We start from the raw sequence: 15,087 nt of genomic DNA, 5'->3' as shown, positions 1-15,087 counted from the left end.
GCCCGGGCCCCGGGGGGGGGGGGGGGTCGGGGGTGCGCCCCGGGGGGGCCCCCCGGGGGGGGGGCGGGGCGCCCCGCCGGATCAGCCTAGAACCTGGTGATCCAGCCGTACTTGTCGGAGCGCAGACCCGTCTGCAGGCCCACCAGCTCCTCGCGCAGGCGCATGGAGACCGGGCCCGGGGTGCCGTCGCCGATGGTGAACTCGCCTTCGTCGCTCTTGACGCGGCCGACCGGGGTGATCACCGCCGCGGTACCGCAGGCGAACACCTCGGTGATCTCACCGGACTCGGCGGCCTCGCGCCACTCGTCGGTGGAGATCGGCGCCTCCTCGGCCGGGATGCCCAGGTCGGGGGCCAGGGTCAGCAGCGACTCGCGGGTGATGCCGGGCAGCAGCGTCCCGGTCAGCGCGGGCGTGCGCAACCGGGCGTTCTCGCCCGAGCCGAACACGAACCACAGGTTCATGCCGCCCATCTCCTCGACCCAGCGGTGCTCGCGTGCGTCGAGCCAGACCACCTGGTCGCAGCCCTTCTCGACGGCCTGGGCCTGGGCCAGGAAGCTCGCAGCGTAGTTGCCCGCGAACTTGGCCGCGCCCGTGCCGCCCGGCGCGGCGCGCGTGTAGTCCGTGGACAGCCACACCGTCACCGGCTTGACGCCGCCCGAGAAGTAGGAGCCGACCGGCGAGGCGATCAACAGGTAGACGTAGGAGCGGGACGGGTGGTTGACGCCGAGGCCGACGTCCGTGGCGACCATGAACGGGCGCAGGTAGAGGCTGAAGCCCTCCCTGCTCGGAACCCAGTCGCCGTCGTGCTCCAGGAGGAGCGCGATGGACCTGAGGAAGAGCTCCTCGGGGAGCTCGGGCATCGCCATGCGCGCCGCGCTGCGGTTGAAGCGGGCCGCGTTGGCCTCCGGCCGGAAGGAGGCGAGCGAGCCGTCGGGGTGCCGGTAGGCCTTGAGGCCCTCGAAGATCTCCTGGGCGTAGTGGAGGGCGGCGGTGGCCGGGTCCAGGCTCAGCGGACCGTACGGCTCCAGCTTCGCGTCGTGCCACCCCTTCCCCTCGGTGTAGCGGATGCTCACCATGTGGTCGGTGAACACCTGGCCGAACCCCGGGTTCTCCAGCAGTGCCTCTCGCTCCTGCGGGGTCTTCCGCTTGTCGGAGAGCTGGATGTCGAACGCCAACCCGCTTGTGGTGGTGTCGTTGTTCATGTGTCGGTGGTCCTCTCGGGTGCATCAGGTCGGCAGCATCGCCGACCTGGAATCTAGTCTGGCGGAAGAGCGCACCCGGTGCCAGGGCGGGAGTGGTGACACGCGACGGCGACGGGCGCGCCCGGTTCTCCAGGCGCGCCCGTCGGCGGTAGTTCGGTGGAGCCGTCAGCCGCGCCTCGGAAAGGGGGAGGGCAGGGCTTCCGGCGTGTGGCCTCAGCCCTGCTCGGCTACTCGCGCGGCGAGGTCGTCGCCGATCTGGGAGGTGGAGCGGACCGCGCCGCTCTGGGCGCGGGTCTTGAGGTCCGCGGCGACCGCGTCCTCGATCCGGCGGGCCGCCTCGGGCACGCCGAGGTGCTCCAGCATGGTGGCGGCCGAGAGCACCGTGGCGGTGGGGTCGGCCTTGCCCTGGCCCGCGATGTCGGGAGCGGAGCCGTGGACGGGCTCGAACATGCTGGGGAAGGTGCGGCCGGGGTTGATGTTCCCGCTGGCCGCCAGCCCGATGCCGCCGGTGATGGCGGCGCCGATGTCGGTGATGATGTCGCCGAAGAGGTTGTCGGTGACCACCACGTCGAAGCGGGCCGGCTGGTTGACGAAGAACATCGACGCGGCGTCGACGTGGCAGTAGTCCACGGCGACCTGCGGGTACTCGGCGCCGACCTCGCGGACCACGCGCTGCCACAGCTCTCCGGCGAAGCTCAGGACGTTGTCCTTGTGCACCAGGGTGAGCTTCCTGCGCGGACGCGAGGCGGCCTTGTCGAAGGCGTAGCGGACGACGCGCTCGACACCGAAGCGGGTGTTGACGCTGTCCTGGGTGGCGACCTCGTGCGGGGTGCCCTTGCGCAGGACGCCCCCGGCGCCCGCGTAGGGGCCCTCGGTGCCCTCGCGGACCACCAGCATGTCGATGTCCTCGGGGCCCACCCCCGCCAGAGGGCTGTCCACGCCCGGGTAGAGGCGGACCGGCCGCAGGTTGACGTAGTGGTCGAAGTCGAAGCGCAGGCGCAGCAGCAGGCCGCGCTCCAGCACGCCGCTGGGCACCGACGGGTCGCCGACGGCGCCCAGGAAGATGGCCTCGTGCCCGGCCAGTTCGGACTCGACCGAGTCGGGCAGGGTCTCACCGGTGCGGTGCCAGAGCCTGGCGCCGAGCTCGTACTCGGTGGTCCCGATGGCGAGGTCGTGCTGGGAGGCCGCGACCTCCAGCACCTTGAGGCCCTCGGCGATGACCTCGGGACCGATCCCGTCGCCGGGAATGACCGCCAGTTTCACGGTGCGCGCTGCCATACGGACTGCCTCTGATTCGGACACGGCCCCACCGGCTTCTTCTCGGATGGTGAGACCAAGATGAACACTGAATGAGACAACCCTATCGCCCCGGCGGACTGCCGTCATCCCGTCGCCGGATCCGCGGCCGCCTCCGCGCGCCCCTCCCCCGGCCGGGCCGCCTCAGGCCCGGCGGTTGAGCGCGTCCTGCAGGGCTCGGTTGATCTCGTCCTGGGAGTCGGGCGTGGACGGGTACTCGACCATGTCGTACATGCGATCCTCCGGATGCGTTGCGTGACCGGTTCCGGGAGCGGTGCGGCCACGGATGCTGAATGCTCTACGCGGTGTGCCCTACCGGGCCCGGGGCGGATGGAGCCGGACGGCGGTGGAGCGCGGAACGTGGGCGACGGTGTCCACGGAGGAAGGAGCCCGCCCAGGCTGAATCGTCTGCCGTGGGACACCGGCACGAGCCCCGGTGGGGGCGGGTGCGGCGCCGGGCGGCGGCATCGGACGGTGGGCCCGCTGTACCGCTGACTCCTAGGACTTCAGAATATCGGATGTCCAACTATATGACCAGGATTTCTCACCATGTGAGACCAGCGCGTGTCTCCCCTGGTCGGCGCCCATCCGGTCCGGCCTTCCCGGACACGACGAAAGGGCCGTGCGGTCTCGGAGAGCGTTCGGAGGCTCTGCGTTCCGGCGACGTACGGCGTAATCCTGTACTTGTAGCGTGGTTCGGCGCTCCGGACCCGCTACAAGTACAGGATCGCCCCGGAATGAACCCCGTGGTTCACACCCGCGACGTTTCCGGCCAGGACACTAGTCCTCCAGGTCGATCTGGCGGCTGATGTCGGCCTCGATCTCGGCGGAGATCGAGCCGAGGATCTCCTCGGGCACGGCGGAGTCCACGGTGAGCGCGATCAGCGCCTTGCCGCCCTCCTTGTCCCGGATGACCTGCATACCCGCGATGTTGACGCCCGCGTCTCCGAGTAGGGCGCCGACCTTGCCGACGACGCCGGGGCGGTCCTCGTAGGACAGGAACACCATGTGCTCGGCCAGGCCGATCTCCATGGTGTAGTTGTTGATCTCCACCAGCTTCTCGACCTGGCGGGGACCGGTCAGGGTGCCCGAGACCGACACGCGGGTGCCGTCGGCGAGCACCCCGCCGACCGTGATGAGGTTGCGCCAGTCGCTGCTGTCGTCACTGGTGACGAGGTTGACCTCCACACCGCGCTCCTTGGCGAGCAGCGGGGCGTTGACGAAGGTCACGGTGTCCTCGACGACGTCGGCGAAGACGCCCTTGAGGGCGGCCAGTTCCAGGACCTTGACGTCGTGGGAGGCGATCTCGCCGCGCACCTCGACGTTGATGCGGCTGGCGATCGTGCCCGCGAGCGAGGTGAACACGCGGCCGAGCTTCTCGGTCAGCGGCAGGCCGGGCTTGATCTCCTCGGCCACCCCCGTGCCCTGGACGTTCACCGCGTCCGGGACGAACTCGCCCGACAGGGCCAGCTTGACCGAACGGGCGACCTGGGTGCCCGCCTTCTCCTGGGCCTCGGCGGTGCTGGCACCCAGGTGGGGGGCGACCACGACGTTCTCGAACTCGAAGAGCGGACTGTCGGTGCACGGCTCCTTGGCGAACACGTCGATGCCCGCACCGGCCACACGGCCGTCCTTGAGGGCCCGGTAGAGGGCCTCCTCGTCGAGGATGCCGCCGCGCGCCGCGTTGATGATCCGCACGTTGGGCTTGACCTTGTTCAGGGCGTCGTCACCGATCAGGCCCAGCGTGTCCTTGTTCTTGGGCAGGTGGATGGTGATGAAGTCCGAGCGCTCCAGCAACTCGTCCAGCGTGGTCATCTCCACGCCGATCTGAGCCGCGCGGGCGGGCTGCACGAAGGGGTCGTAGGCGATGACCCTGGTGCCGAAGGCTGAGAGGCGCTGCGCGACCAGTACGCCGATGCGGCCGAGGCCGACCACCCCGACGGTCTTCTCGTACAGCTCGACACCGGTGTACTTGGACCGCTTCCACTCGCCGTTGATCAACGCGTTGTGCGCCGGGGCGGTGTTGCGGGCGCTGGCCAGCAGCAGGTTGATGGCCTGCTCGGCGGCGCTGACGATGTTGGAGGTCGGGGCGTTGACCACCAGGACACCGGCCTTGGTGGCGGCGTCCACGTCCACGTTGTCCAGACCGACGCCGGCCCGGGCGACCACCTGCAGGCGGGAGGCCGCGGCCAGCGCCTCGGCGTCCACCTGGGTCGCGCTGCGCACGATGAGGGCGTCGACGTCGGCGAGGGCGGGGAGGAGCTGGGACCGGTCGGCGCCATCGACGTGGCGCACCTCGAAGTCATCCTCGAGCAGCGCGATTCCGGCGGGCGAGAGTTTTTCCGCTACGAGTACGGCGGGTTTGGGCACAACGGTTCCTTTTCGGGTGGTGCGACCCGATCGCGCAGGTGATGGGCACTGCCCGGATCGGGGTGACGGCCGGTCTGAAGTCTACTGCCGGGGTAGGGAACCGTACGGGGGCAGGTGGACATACCCACCTGCCCCCGTACGGTTCACCGGACTCAGGCCTTGAGCCAGCTCATCAGGGGGCGCAGCTCGGCACCCACCTTCTCGATCTGCTCGTTCTGCTCGGCCTCGCGGCGCTTCCTGAAGGTCGGCTGACCGGCGTCGAACTCGTCCATGAGCTCCTTGGCGTAGGAGCCGTCCTGGATCTCGCCGAGGATCTTGCGCATCTCCTCGCGGGTCTGCTCCGTGACCAGGCGCGGGCCGCGGGTGTAGCCGCCGTACTCGGCGTTGTCCGAGACCGACCAGTTCATCTTGGAGATGCCGCCCTCGTACATGAGGTCGACGATCAGCTTGAGCTCGTGCAGGCACTCGAAGTAGGCGATCTCAGGCTGGTAGCCCGCCTCGACCAGGGTGGCGAAGCCGGCCTTGACCAGCTCCTCGGTGCCGCCGCAGAGCACGGTCTGCTCACCGAACAGGTCGGTCTCGGTCTCCTCGGTGAAGGTGGTCCTGATGACCCCGGCCTTGGTGCCGCCGATGCCCTTGGCCCAGGCCAGCGCCAGGTCCCAGGCCTGCCCGCTGGCGTCCTTCTCGACCGCGACCAGGCAGGGCACGCCGCGCCCGGCCTCGTACTGGCGGCGGACCAGGTGGCCCGGACCCTTGGGGGCGACCATGGCGACGTCCACGCCCTCGGGCGGGGTGATGAGGCCGTAGCGGATGCTGAAGCCGTGGCCGAAGAAGAGGGCGTTGCCCGCCTCCAGGTTCGGCGCGATCTCGGCCGCGTACAGGTCCCGGTGGATGTGGTCGGGGACCAGGATCATGATGACGTCGGCCTCGCGGGTGGCCTCCGCGGGGGTGAGGACGCGCAGTCCCTCCTCCTCGGCCTTCGCACGGCTCTTGGAGCCCTCGGCGAGGCCGATCCGCACGTCCACGCCCGAGTCGCGCAGCGACAGCGCGTGCGCGTGTCCCTGGCTGCCGTAGCCGATCACGGCGACCTTCTTGCCCTGGATGAGCGAGAGGTCCGCGGCGTCGTCGTAGTACATCTGTGCTGCCACTTGGGTTTACTCCTGTTTCTGAATGTTTCGTGGAACGCGGGTGCGGGACCCGGCCGTGTCCGGGGCCCGGGCTCCTAGGCGCTGCGCTCGACCGCGCGGAGGGAGCGGTCGGCGATCGACCGGGGGCCGCGTCCCAGGGCGACCAGCCCTGACTTGACGAGTTCCCGGATGCCGAACGGCTCCAGGTTCCTGACCAGGGCATCGAGCTTCTCGGGGTCGCCGGTGGCCTCGATGACGACGACGTCCGGGCTGACGTCCACGACGTTCGCGCGGAACAGCTCGGCCGTCTGAAGCACGTGGGTGCGGCTCGACGCGTCGGCCTTGACCTTGACGAGCAGCAGCTCGCGCCGGACCGACGCGGTGGTGTCCATCTCCACGATCTTGACGACGTTGATCAGCTTGTTGAGCTGTTTGGTCACCTGCTCCAAGGGGTGGAGGTCGCAGTTGACCACGATTGTCATCCGGGACAGTCCTGGGTGCTCGGTGGTGCTGACACTGAGCGAGTCGATGTTGAAGCCGCGGCGGGAGAAGAGGGAGGAGGCGCGGGCGAGGATACCCGGGGTGTCCTCCACCAGAACGGAAAGCGTGTGACTGCTCATGGTGGCTCGACCTTCTCCTCTTAGTCCTCGTGTTCCCAGTTCGGCGCCATGTCGCGCGCGTACTGGATCTTGTCGTTGCTGACGCCGGGGCCGACCATCGGCCAGACCATGGCGTCGTGGTTGACGGTGAAGTCCACGACGACGGGGGCGTCGTTGATCGCCATGGCCTTCTCGATGGTGGCGTCGATGTCCTCGGCGCGCTCGCAGCGCAGGCCGACACAACCGTACGCCTCCGCGAGGCGGACGAAGTCGGGAATGCGGACCTTCTCGTCGCGCGGTGAGGTCTGCAGGTCGGTGTTGGAGTAGCGGCCCTCGTAGAACAGGGTCTGCCACTGGCGGACCATGCCCAGGTTGCCGTTGTTGATCACGGCGACCTTGATCGGGATGCCCTCGATGGCGCAGGTGGCCAGCTCCTGGTTGGTCATCTGGAAGCAGCCGTCGCCGTCGATCGACCACACCACGCGGTCGGGGTCGCCCGCCTTGGCGCCGAGCGCCGCGGGGACGGAGAAGCCCATGGTGCCCAGGCCGCCGGAGTTGACGAAGGCTCCGGGGCGCTCGTAGTCGATGAACTGGGCGGCCCACATCTGGTGCTGGCCGACGCCCGCGACGTAGGTGGCGTCCGGTCCGACGACCTTGCCCAGTCGCTCGATGACGGCCTGCGGGGACAGGCTGCCGTCCTCGGGGGCCTCGTAGCCCTTGGGGTAGGTGGCGCGCAGGCGGTCGAGCTGCTGCCACCAGCCCCCGTAGTCGCCCTGGCGCCCCTTCTCCTGGTCGGCGCGCACGGCCACGACCAGGTCGGCGAGGACCTCGCGGCAGTCGCCGACGATGGGCACGTCGGCGTGGCGGTTCTTGGAGATCTCGGCGGGGTCGATGTCGGCGTGGACGATCTTGGCCTCGGAGGCGAAGCTGTCCAGGCGTCCGGTGACGCGGTCGTCGAAGCGGGCGCCCAGGGCGACGACGAGGTCGGCCTTCTGCAGGGCGCCGACGGCGGCGACGTCGCCGTGCATGCCGGGCATGCCCACGAACTGCGGGTGGCTCTCGGGGAAGACTCCGCGGGCCATCAGGGTGGTGACCACGGGGACGCCGGTGAGCTCGGCCATGACCCGCAGCTCGGCGGAGGCGCCGGCGCGCAGGACGCCGCCGCCGACGTAGAACACGGGGCGGCGGGCCTCGGCGATCATGCGGGCGGCCTCGCGGACCTGCTTGCCGTGGGGCTTGCTGACCGGCCGGTAGCCGGGCAGTTCGAGGCGCTCGGGCCAGACGAAGTCGGCGGAGGCCTGCAGGGCGTCCTTGGAGATGTCGACCAGGACGGGCCCGGGGCGGCCGCTGGAGGCGATGTGGAAGGCCTCGGCGATGGTGCGCGGGATGTCGCGGACGTCCTTGACCAGGAAGTTGTGCTTGGTGATCGGCATGGTGATGCCGCAGATGTCGGCTTCCTGGAAGGCGTCGGTGCCGATCATCGGGGAGGCGACCTGGCCGGTGATGGCGACCATCGGGACCGAGTCCATGTGGGCGTCGGCGAGGGGGGTGACCAGGTTGGTGGCCCCGGGGCCGCTGGTGGCCATGCACACGCCGGGGCGGCCCGTGGCGTAGGCGTAGCCCTCGGCGGCGTGACCGGCTCCCTGCTCGTGGCGCATGAGGATGTGGCGCACCCTGGCCGAGTCGTAGAGCGGGTCGTAGGCCGGGAGGATGGCGCCGCCGGGAATCCCGAAGACAGTGTCTACGCCGACCTGCTCCAGCGACCTGATCAGCGATTGGGCGCCGGTCATCTGCTCGGTCATCTCAAGATCCTTCAGCGAGGGTCCAGAGCAGTACGAGAGCTCTGGCTTGGTGGGTCTGATTCTGGGCCTGGCAATAAAAAAACCCCCACCGCCCGGTGGCGGTTGAGGGGTGGCGCGCAGCAGAAGTAACTCAGTGGGCTGCGCGCCGACCAAGTACGAGAATCAGGGAGTTGTTCTGCACGCTCATAACATTGGCCGACCGGAGGGTCACCCGTCAACAAGAACGTCATATTGTCTCAACATTCGAGACGGAGATGTCAGAATGCGACCTCATCCTCTGACACGGCACCTCGGTGAACTGGGACAACGCGGACAAAGCTCGCCATCGCGTGTAACGCACGACACAGAGAAGCGATCGGGGTCCACGGTGCGGGACGCCGTCCGCGGGGAGGTCCCGCCCGGCGCCGGCCCCGCCAGTCGAAGAGGTCATCCGCCCGGTCGATCGCCCGCCCCGTCTCCGCGGGCAGGGCACGGCGTCCGCATACACCGCTCCCGCACGGATGTGCCTACAGGCTGGCGCCGGCCTCGCCGCCGACGAGCGCCTCCACACCGCTCGCGGCCATCGGGCGGGCCACCAGGAAGCCCTGGCCGTGGTCGCAGCCCATGGCGCGCAGCTGCTCCAGCTGCTCGGGGCGCTCGATGCCCTCGGCCACCACCTGCACGCCCAGGTCGCGCCCCAGCTGGATGATCGTGTGCGTGAGCAGCGTGACCGTGTCGTCGCGGCCCAGGTCCGCCACGAACGACGGGTCGATCTTGATCGCGTCCACGCTCAGCCTGCGCAGGTGCGCCAGGGAGGCGTAGCCCATCCCGTAGTCGTCGATGGCCAGCCGCACACCCAGGTCGCGCAGCTCCCCCAGGCGCTGCACGGCCTCGCCGCCGCCGTCGAGCAGGACCTCCTCGTCGACCTCCAGCGTGAGCATCCCGGCGGACAGGCCCGTATCAGCGAGGACGCCCGCCACCGTCTCCACGAAGCGCGGCGACAGCACCTGCTTGACCGACAGGTTCACCGACAGGCCGATGTCCCAGTCCGAGATCCGCCACACCGCGACCTTCTCGCAGGCCTCGCGCAGGATCTGCTCGCCCAGCGGCACGATCAGCCCCGACTCCTCGGCCGCGCCGATGAAGGTCTCCGGTCCCACCGTCTCGCCGTCGCGGTTCCAGCGCACCAGCGCCTCCACCGAGGTCACCCGGGAGCTGCCCAGGTCCACGACCGGCTGGTACTCCAGGAAGAAGTCGCCGTCGGCCAGCGCCTGTCGCAGCTGTATCTGCAGTTCCAGGCGCGAGACCACGGTGTCGTGCATGTGCGCGGCGTAGACCTCCACGTGGCCGGTCCCGCGCTCCTTGGCGCGGGTCATCGCCACGTCGGCGTTGCGCAGCAGCTCACCGCTGTCGCTGGACGGTTCGGCGAAGGCCACGCCGATGCTGGCGGTCAGCAGGATGCCCCGGTCGGCGACCTGGAACGGCTCGGAGGCGATCACCCGCCCCAGGCGCTCGGCCAGGTCCACCACCCGCTGGGCCTTGGGCACGTTCTCGATCAGGACCGCGAACTCGTCGCCGCCCCAGCGCGCCAGTGTCGCGCGGGACTCCACCTCGCCGCGCAGCCTGCGGGCCGCCTGGCCGAGCAGGTGGTCGCCGCGCACGTGCCCGGCGGAGTCGTTGACCGCCGTGAACCCGTCCAGGTCCAGGAAGATCACCGCGATCTCCCCGGTGGCCTCCTCGCCCATCGCCCGGTGCGCCAGCACGTCGCTGGCCCGCTCCTCCAGGTAGGCCCGGTTGGGCAGTCCCGTCACACCGTCGTGGAAGGTCAGGTGCTCCACCTCGTCCTGCAGCGCCACCTGCGCGCTGATGTCGCGGGTGGTCACCAGCAGCCGGTCGGGCTCACCCGGCTGCTCGTACAGCGAGATCGTCGACTCGGTGTGCCTCCAGGTCCCGTCGGCCGCCCGGACCCGCAGCCGCATGTGCACGCCCTGGGTGCCGCGTTCGGCGAACAGGTCGTCGACCGCCTTGGTGCGGTCCAGGTCCTCGGGGTGGATGAGCGCGGTGACGGGTGCGGCGAGCACGTCGTCGAGCCGGTAGCCGAAGGCCTCGGCCGTGCCCGGGCTGACGTAGTTCACGCCCCCGTCCCTGTCCAGGACGAGGATGACGTCGCCGCTGTTGCGCGCCAGTTCGTGGAAGTGGCCCTCGCGGTTGCGCACCATCCGGGACAGGGTGGCGTTCTCCTCCAGCATGCCCACCATGCGCACCAGCAGCACCACGACGGCGGTGCCCGCGGCCAGCGGCAGCACCGGTGCCACCCCGGGCAGGCGGATCCCGGCCACGGTGAGCACCACGGCGGCGACGAGCACCGCGCCGATCGCGGCGAACTCGGGCGCGAACCGGTACAGGCCCCGGCCGGTGATGCGGCGCGGCTCCGAGCCCGGCCGGTGCCCCACCAGCCAGGGCAGGGCGCCCAGCAGGGCGAAGCCCAGGAACTTCACCGGGTGCTCGATGCCCCCGGCCACGGGCGGACCGACCAGTCGGGTGAGCGCGCCGATCACGTCCGAGGCGGAGATGACGATGAGCGCGCTGATCGCCACCAGTACCGCCCGCCGCGTGCTGTGCGGCGACATGAACACCAGGGGTACGAGCAGGCACAGCACGACGATGTCGGCGACCGGGTAGACCAGGGCGAAGCCGAGGAACCCGGCTCCCTCGCCCAGTTCCCGGTAGAGCGGGGAGAACAGCAGCAGCCACACCATGGAGAACACCGCGGCGGCGCACACGTAGCTGTCGGTGACGTGCCGCACCGCGGTCCGGGCCCCGCCCGGCCAGGGGGCGAACTTGGTGAAACCGACCACGAAGAGTGGCAGGGCCGCCAGGGAGAAGAGGTCACCGAGGGTGAGCGAAAGGACCGATCCGGAGCTGAACAGGCGGATCAGACCGTGAGTGAGGCCACCCGCGCACCAGGCGAGTGCGGCGAAGCCGAGGTGCCGCAGGGCGGCGGCACCGTCCGCGCCGTCGACGCGTGCGTCCCGGTCCGCGCCGGTGGCCGCCCAGTGGCGTGAGGCGTAGAGCAGGGACAGCCCGGCCGCCCCGGCCGCGGCGGACGTCGGCCACTCGCCGAGTTCGGCGGTCACGCTGGCATCCCCCGCGGGAATGAGCGTCCCCACGACGTAGAGCAGGAACAACGCGCCCAGGACGACGGCCCACAGGCGGCGTGTCCGGGTTCCCATCACCGACCTCCCAGTGGGCGTGCCGCGGCTGACGCGACGACCAGTCGCCATCACGCTCTCTCCTCAGACATGGAGCACCCACCTCGCGTCGTTCGGGTCCGGGTGCGGCACAGCACCCGGCGCCGCGTTTCGCCCAGGATCTCGCGGGACTGGGACGAGCTGGTGACGGGAACGGCCCGAGGGACCGCACACGCCCCCGTGCGTCGCAACCCTACGCAACCAAGGTCACACAGCGATTGAGGCCAGGATGAGAGATGACGACGGAATCTTCACCCAGCGTGATGGTTTCGCGTCGCCCGTCCGTTGGCCCGTCCGGCGCGCCGTGGACCGGCGCACCCGTCCCGAGCCGTGCGGAGCGGCATCCGGACCGTTCCCCGGGGGTACTCACCGCCTACCCGTCCCCCCGCGGTCCACACGGGCTACCGCGGACGGGGAGGGCCGCCGAGGACGGCGGGAAGGGCCTCGGGGCAGGGGCACGGACGCCCCGAGGCAGGCGGGTCAGCTCGCGCCGAGCTTCTCCAGGATGAGCTCGCGGGCGCGGCCCGCGTCGGCCTGGCCCCGGGTCGCCTTCATGACGGCGCCCACCAGGGCACCGGCCGCGGCGACCTTGCCGCCACGCACCTTGTCGGCGGCGTCGGGGTTGTCGGCGATGGCCTCGTCCACGGCCGCGCCGAGCGCGCCGTCGTCGCTGACCACCTTCAGGCCGCGGGCCTCGACCACGGCGTCGGGCTCGCCCTCACCGGCCAGCACTCCCTCCACCACCTGGCGGGCGAGCTTGTTGGTGAGAGTGCCCTCCGCGACCAGGGCGATGATCCGGGCGACCTGGGCGGGGGTGACGGGCAGGGCGCCCAGCTCCACCTCCTGCTCGGTGGCGCGGCGGGACAGCTCGTTCAGCCACAGCTTGCGGGCCTCGTCCGACGGGGCCCCCTCGGCCACGGTCGCCTCCACCAGGTCGATGGCGTCGGCGTTGACCAGGTCGCGCAGCTCGGTGTCGGTGAGGTCCCACTCGGCGCGGACCCGGGCGCGCTTGGCGGCGGGCAGCTCGGGCAGGGTGGCGCGCAGCTCCTCCACCCACTCGTCGGAGGGAGCGACGGGGACCAGGTCGGGGTCCGGGAAGTACCGGTAGTCCTGCGCCTCCTCCTTGGAGCGGCCGGAGACGCTGCGGCCGGTGTTCTCCTGGAAGTGGCGGGTCTCCTGCACGATCCTCCGCCCGGCGTCGAGCTCACCGGCCTGGCGCTCGATCTCCGAACGCACGGCCCGCTCGACCGAGCGCAGCGAGTTGACGTTCTTGGTCTCGCTGCGGGTACCCCACTCGGCGGCGCCGCGCTCGTTGATCGAGACGTTGACGTCGCAGCGCATGGAGCCCTCCTCCATGCGCACGTCGGAGATGCCCAGGGAGCGGACCAGGTCGCGCAGCTCGGCGGCGTAGGCGCGGGCGACCAGGGGCGCCAGCTCGCCGGTGCCGGTGATGGGCTTGGTGACGATCTCCAGCAGCGGGATGCCCGCGCGGTTGTAGTCGACGATGGAGTAGTCGGCACCGTGGATGCGGCCGGTGGCCCCGCCCACGTGCGCGGTCTTGCCGGTGTCCTCCTCCATGTGGACGCGCTCGATCTCCACGCGGAACTCGCGCGGGCCGTCGGGGGTGTCGACGGTGACGGCGAGGTGGCCGTCGACGCAGATCGGCTCGTCGTACTGGGAGATCTGGTAGTTCTTCGGCATGTCCGGATAGAAGTAGTTCTTCCGGGCGAACCGGCCCCAGGGGGCGATCGAGCAGTTCAGCGCCAGACCCAGGCGGATCGCGCCCTCGACCGCCTTCTCGTTGACGACCGGCAGCGAGCCGGGCAGCGCCAGGCAGACCGGGCACACCTGCGTGTTGGGGTCGGCCCCGAACCCGGTGGGGCAGGAGCAGAACATCTTGGAGGCGGTGCCCAGCTCGATGTGGGTCTCCAGGCCGAGCACGGGCTCGTACTTGACCAGCGCCTGCTCGTAGGCCACCGGCACAGGCGCGCTGTTGGTGGCAGGGCTAGGAGTTACCGCGTGGGCCATCGCCGCAAACCCGTTTCCGTAGAGGACATACCTTCCAGCTCAGCCTACCGAGCGCGCGGGAGTGCGGTGCCCGGGGGCAGGACACGGAAGGGTCACCGGACATCACGGCCAGTACACGATTGGGCTGCTGTCGAGGGAAGGTCCGGGGTAGCTGACCGCGGGACCGTTAGCCTGGATGCTCCGAAGAAGAAGACGATCTCGCCGGTCGGCCCCCTGACGGCCGCCGCCCTCGCACAGGAGCGCAAGAGCATGTCCGGCATTCTGCGTCGGTGCGCCGCGCTGCTTTCCTCCGCCGCCCTGGTCGGCACCTTGGTCGGCGTCCCCGCGGCGAGTGCCGACGACTTCTCACGTGTGGACCGCGACCCGGTCACGGGCGCGGTCCTCGTCCTCGCCGACGGTCGGGAGGTCGGCACCGCCCTGTTCAGCCTGCGTGTGGCCGCCCAGGACTCGGTGCGGGCCTACACGGCCGCCTCCGACGAGGAGGTGTTCCCGCAAGCCGCCTACGTGGAGTCAACGTGGTCCGACAGTCCGCAGTGGACCGAAACTCCTCATGAAACGGACCCTCCCGACCGGGCGAACTGGATCGTCTCCCATTCCTATCCGACGGTCGACCTGCCTGCTCTGACGGAGAGGGCGGACCTGTCCCAGCTGGACGAGTCCCAGGCGATCGCGGGGACCCAGGCCGCCCTGTGGCACGTGCTGGACGGAGCGGAGCCGGACCGGGAGGCCAACGACGCCACGGTCGTCGCCCTGTACGACCACCTGGTCGAGGGCAGCGCGGCGGCGGTCGACAGCACCGTCTCCCGGTCCCTGGACGTGACCCCGGCGCACGTGGAGGCGATCGACCCCGGGGAGCCCCTGGGGCCGCTGACCGTGCACAGCTCCGGGTCGGATCCGGTGAAGGTGTCGGTGCGCGGCGCCCCGGTGTCGTGGCTGGTCGACGGGGACGGCGAGCAGGTGGCCCAGGCCTACGACGGCGACGAGCTCTTCCTGGAGGTGGACCCCTCGGTTCCGGCCGGAGTGGCGACCCTGCACGCGCGCGGCCAGGGCGTGCCGCTGCCGGAGGGGCGCCTGTTCACCGGACGGGACGGCGTGCGCACCCGGCCGCTGGTGACCGCGGAGGCGGGCACGGCGACGAGTTCGGCCACCGCGACCTTCACCTGGCACCCGGAGCAGACCGGGGAGTCGAGCCCCGAGGGAACCCCGGGACCCGTGCCGGAGGAGGAGTCGCCCTCGCTCGGCGAGGCCGACCAGGAAGCCACCCCGGAGGAAGGGACGCATCAGGAACCCCCGGAAGCGGAGGACCGAATTCCCGAGGACGGGCTGGCCCACACCGGCACCTGGTTGTCGGGACTGCTGGTCATCGCCGGTGCCCTCGTGGTGTCCGGCCTGCTCATCCTGCTCCTGGGCCGCAGGCGGCACGACTGAGCACG

9 protein-coding genes are annotated in these 15,087 nt (G+C 70.6%); 1 reads left to right on the top strand and 8 read right to left on the bottom strand.

What is annotated here, in order from left to right; all coding sequences use genetic code 11:
- Window positions 1-86: 86 nt before the first annotated feature.
- From FYX01_RS03290 to gatB, 8 genes are all read right to left on the bottom strand, one after another.
- The gene (locus FYX01_RS03290; RefSeq protein WP_150237380.1) at window positions 87-1,202 is read right to left on the bottom strand and encodes a branched-chain amino acid aminotransferase; all 1,116 of its coding nucleotides are present in this window, start codon (window positions 1,200-1,202) and stop codon (window positions 87-89) included.
- 213 nt (window positions 1,203-1,415) lie between these two features.
- On the bottom strand, window positions 1,416-2,480 hold the full coding sequence (locus tag FYX01_RS03285) for a 3-isopropylmalate dehydrogenase (RefSeq protein WP_150237378.1): 1,065 nt from the start codon (window positions 2,478-2,480) through the stop codon (window positions 1,416-1,418).
- A gap of 798 nt (window positions 2,481-3,278) precedes the next feature.
- Window positions 3,279-4,868, bottom strand: coding sequence for a phosphoglycerate dehydrogenase (gene serA / locus FYX01_RS03280; RefSeq protein WP_150237376.1), 1,590 nt, complete (start codon window positions 4,866-4,868; stop codon window positions 3,279-3,281).
- A gap of 152 nt (window positions 4,869-5,020) precedes the next feature.
- Window positions 5,021-6,016: a ketol-acid reductoisomerase gene (ilvC, locus tag FYX01_RS03275; RefSeq protein ID WP_190394159.1), complete on the bottom strand. Its 996-nt coding sequence runs from the start codon at window positions 6,014-6,016 to the stop codon at window positions 5,021-5,023.
- Between the two features lie 74 nt (window positions 6,017-6,090).
- A complete protein-coding gene (ilvN, locus tag FYX01_RS03270) occupies window positions 6,091-6,615 on the bottom strand; it encodes an acetolactate synthase small subunit (RefSeq protein WP_150237374.1) in 525 nt (174 codons plus the stop codon).
- Between the two features lie 20 nt (window positions 6,616-6,635).
- Window positions 6,636-8,396: an acetolactate synthase large subunit gene (locus FYX01_RS03265; RefSeq protein WP_150237372.1), complete on the bottom strand. Its 1,761-nt coding sequence runs from the start codon at window positions 8,394-8,396 to the stop codon at window positions 6,636-6,638.
- Window positions 8,397-8,902: 506 nt separating this feature from the next.
- On the bottom strand, window positions 8,903-11,608 hold the full coding sequence (locus FYX01_RS03260) for a putative bifunctional diguanylate cyclase/phosphodiesterase (RefSeq protein WP_150237370.1): 2,706 nt from the start codon (window positions 11,606-11,608) through the stop codon (window positions 8,903-8,905).
- A 498-nt stretch (window positions 11,609-12,106) separates the two neighbouring features.
- A complete protein-coding gene (gene gatB, locus FYX01_RS03255) occupies window positions 12,107-13,603 on the bottom strand; it encodes an Asp-tRNA(Asn)/Glu-tRNA(Gln) amidotransferase subunit GatB (protein ID WP_150237368.1) in 1,497 nt (498 codons plus the stop codon).
- 300 nt (window positions 13,604-13,903) lie between these two features.
- On the opposite strand from gatB, the gene FYX01_RS03250 reads away from it, so the two are divergent.
- Complete coding sequence (locus tag FYX01_RS03250) at window positions 13,904-15,082, top strand: thioester domain-containing protein (protein ID WP_150237366.1); 1,179 nt, start codon at window positions 13,904-13,906, stop codon at window positions 15,080-15,082.
- Window positions 15,083-15,087 lie beyond the last annotated feature (5 nt).

This window comes from Nocardiopsis quinghaiensis (genome assembly GCF_008638365.1).
In the GTDB taxonomy this organism is placed as follows: Bacteria; Actinomycetota; Actinomycetes; order Streptosporangiales; family Streptosporangiaceae; genus Nocardiopsis; species Nocardiopsis quinghaiensis.
Note: the sequence above shows the minus strand (reverse complement) of the source record. Positions and strands in the feature narration are given on the sequence as shown.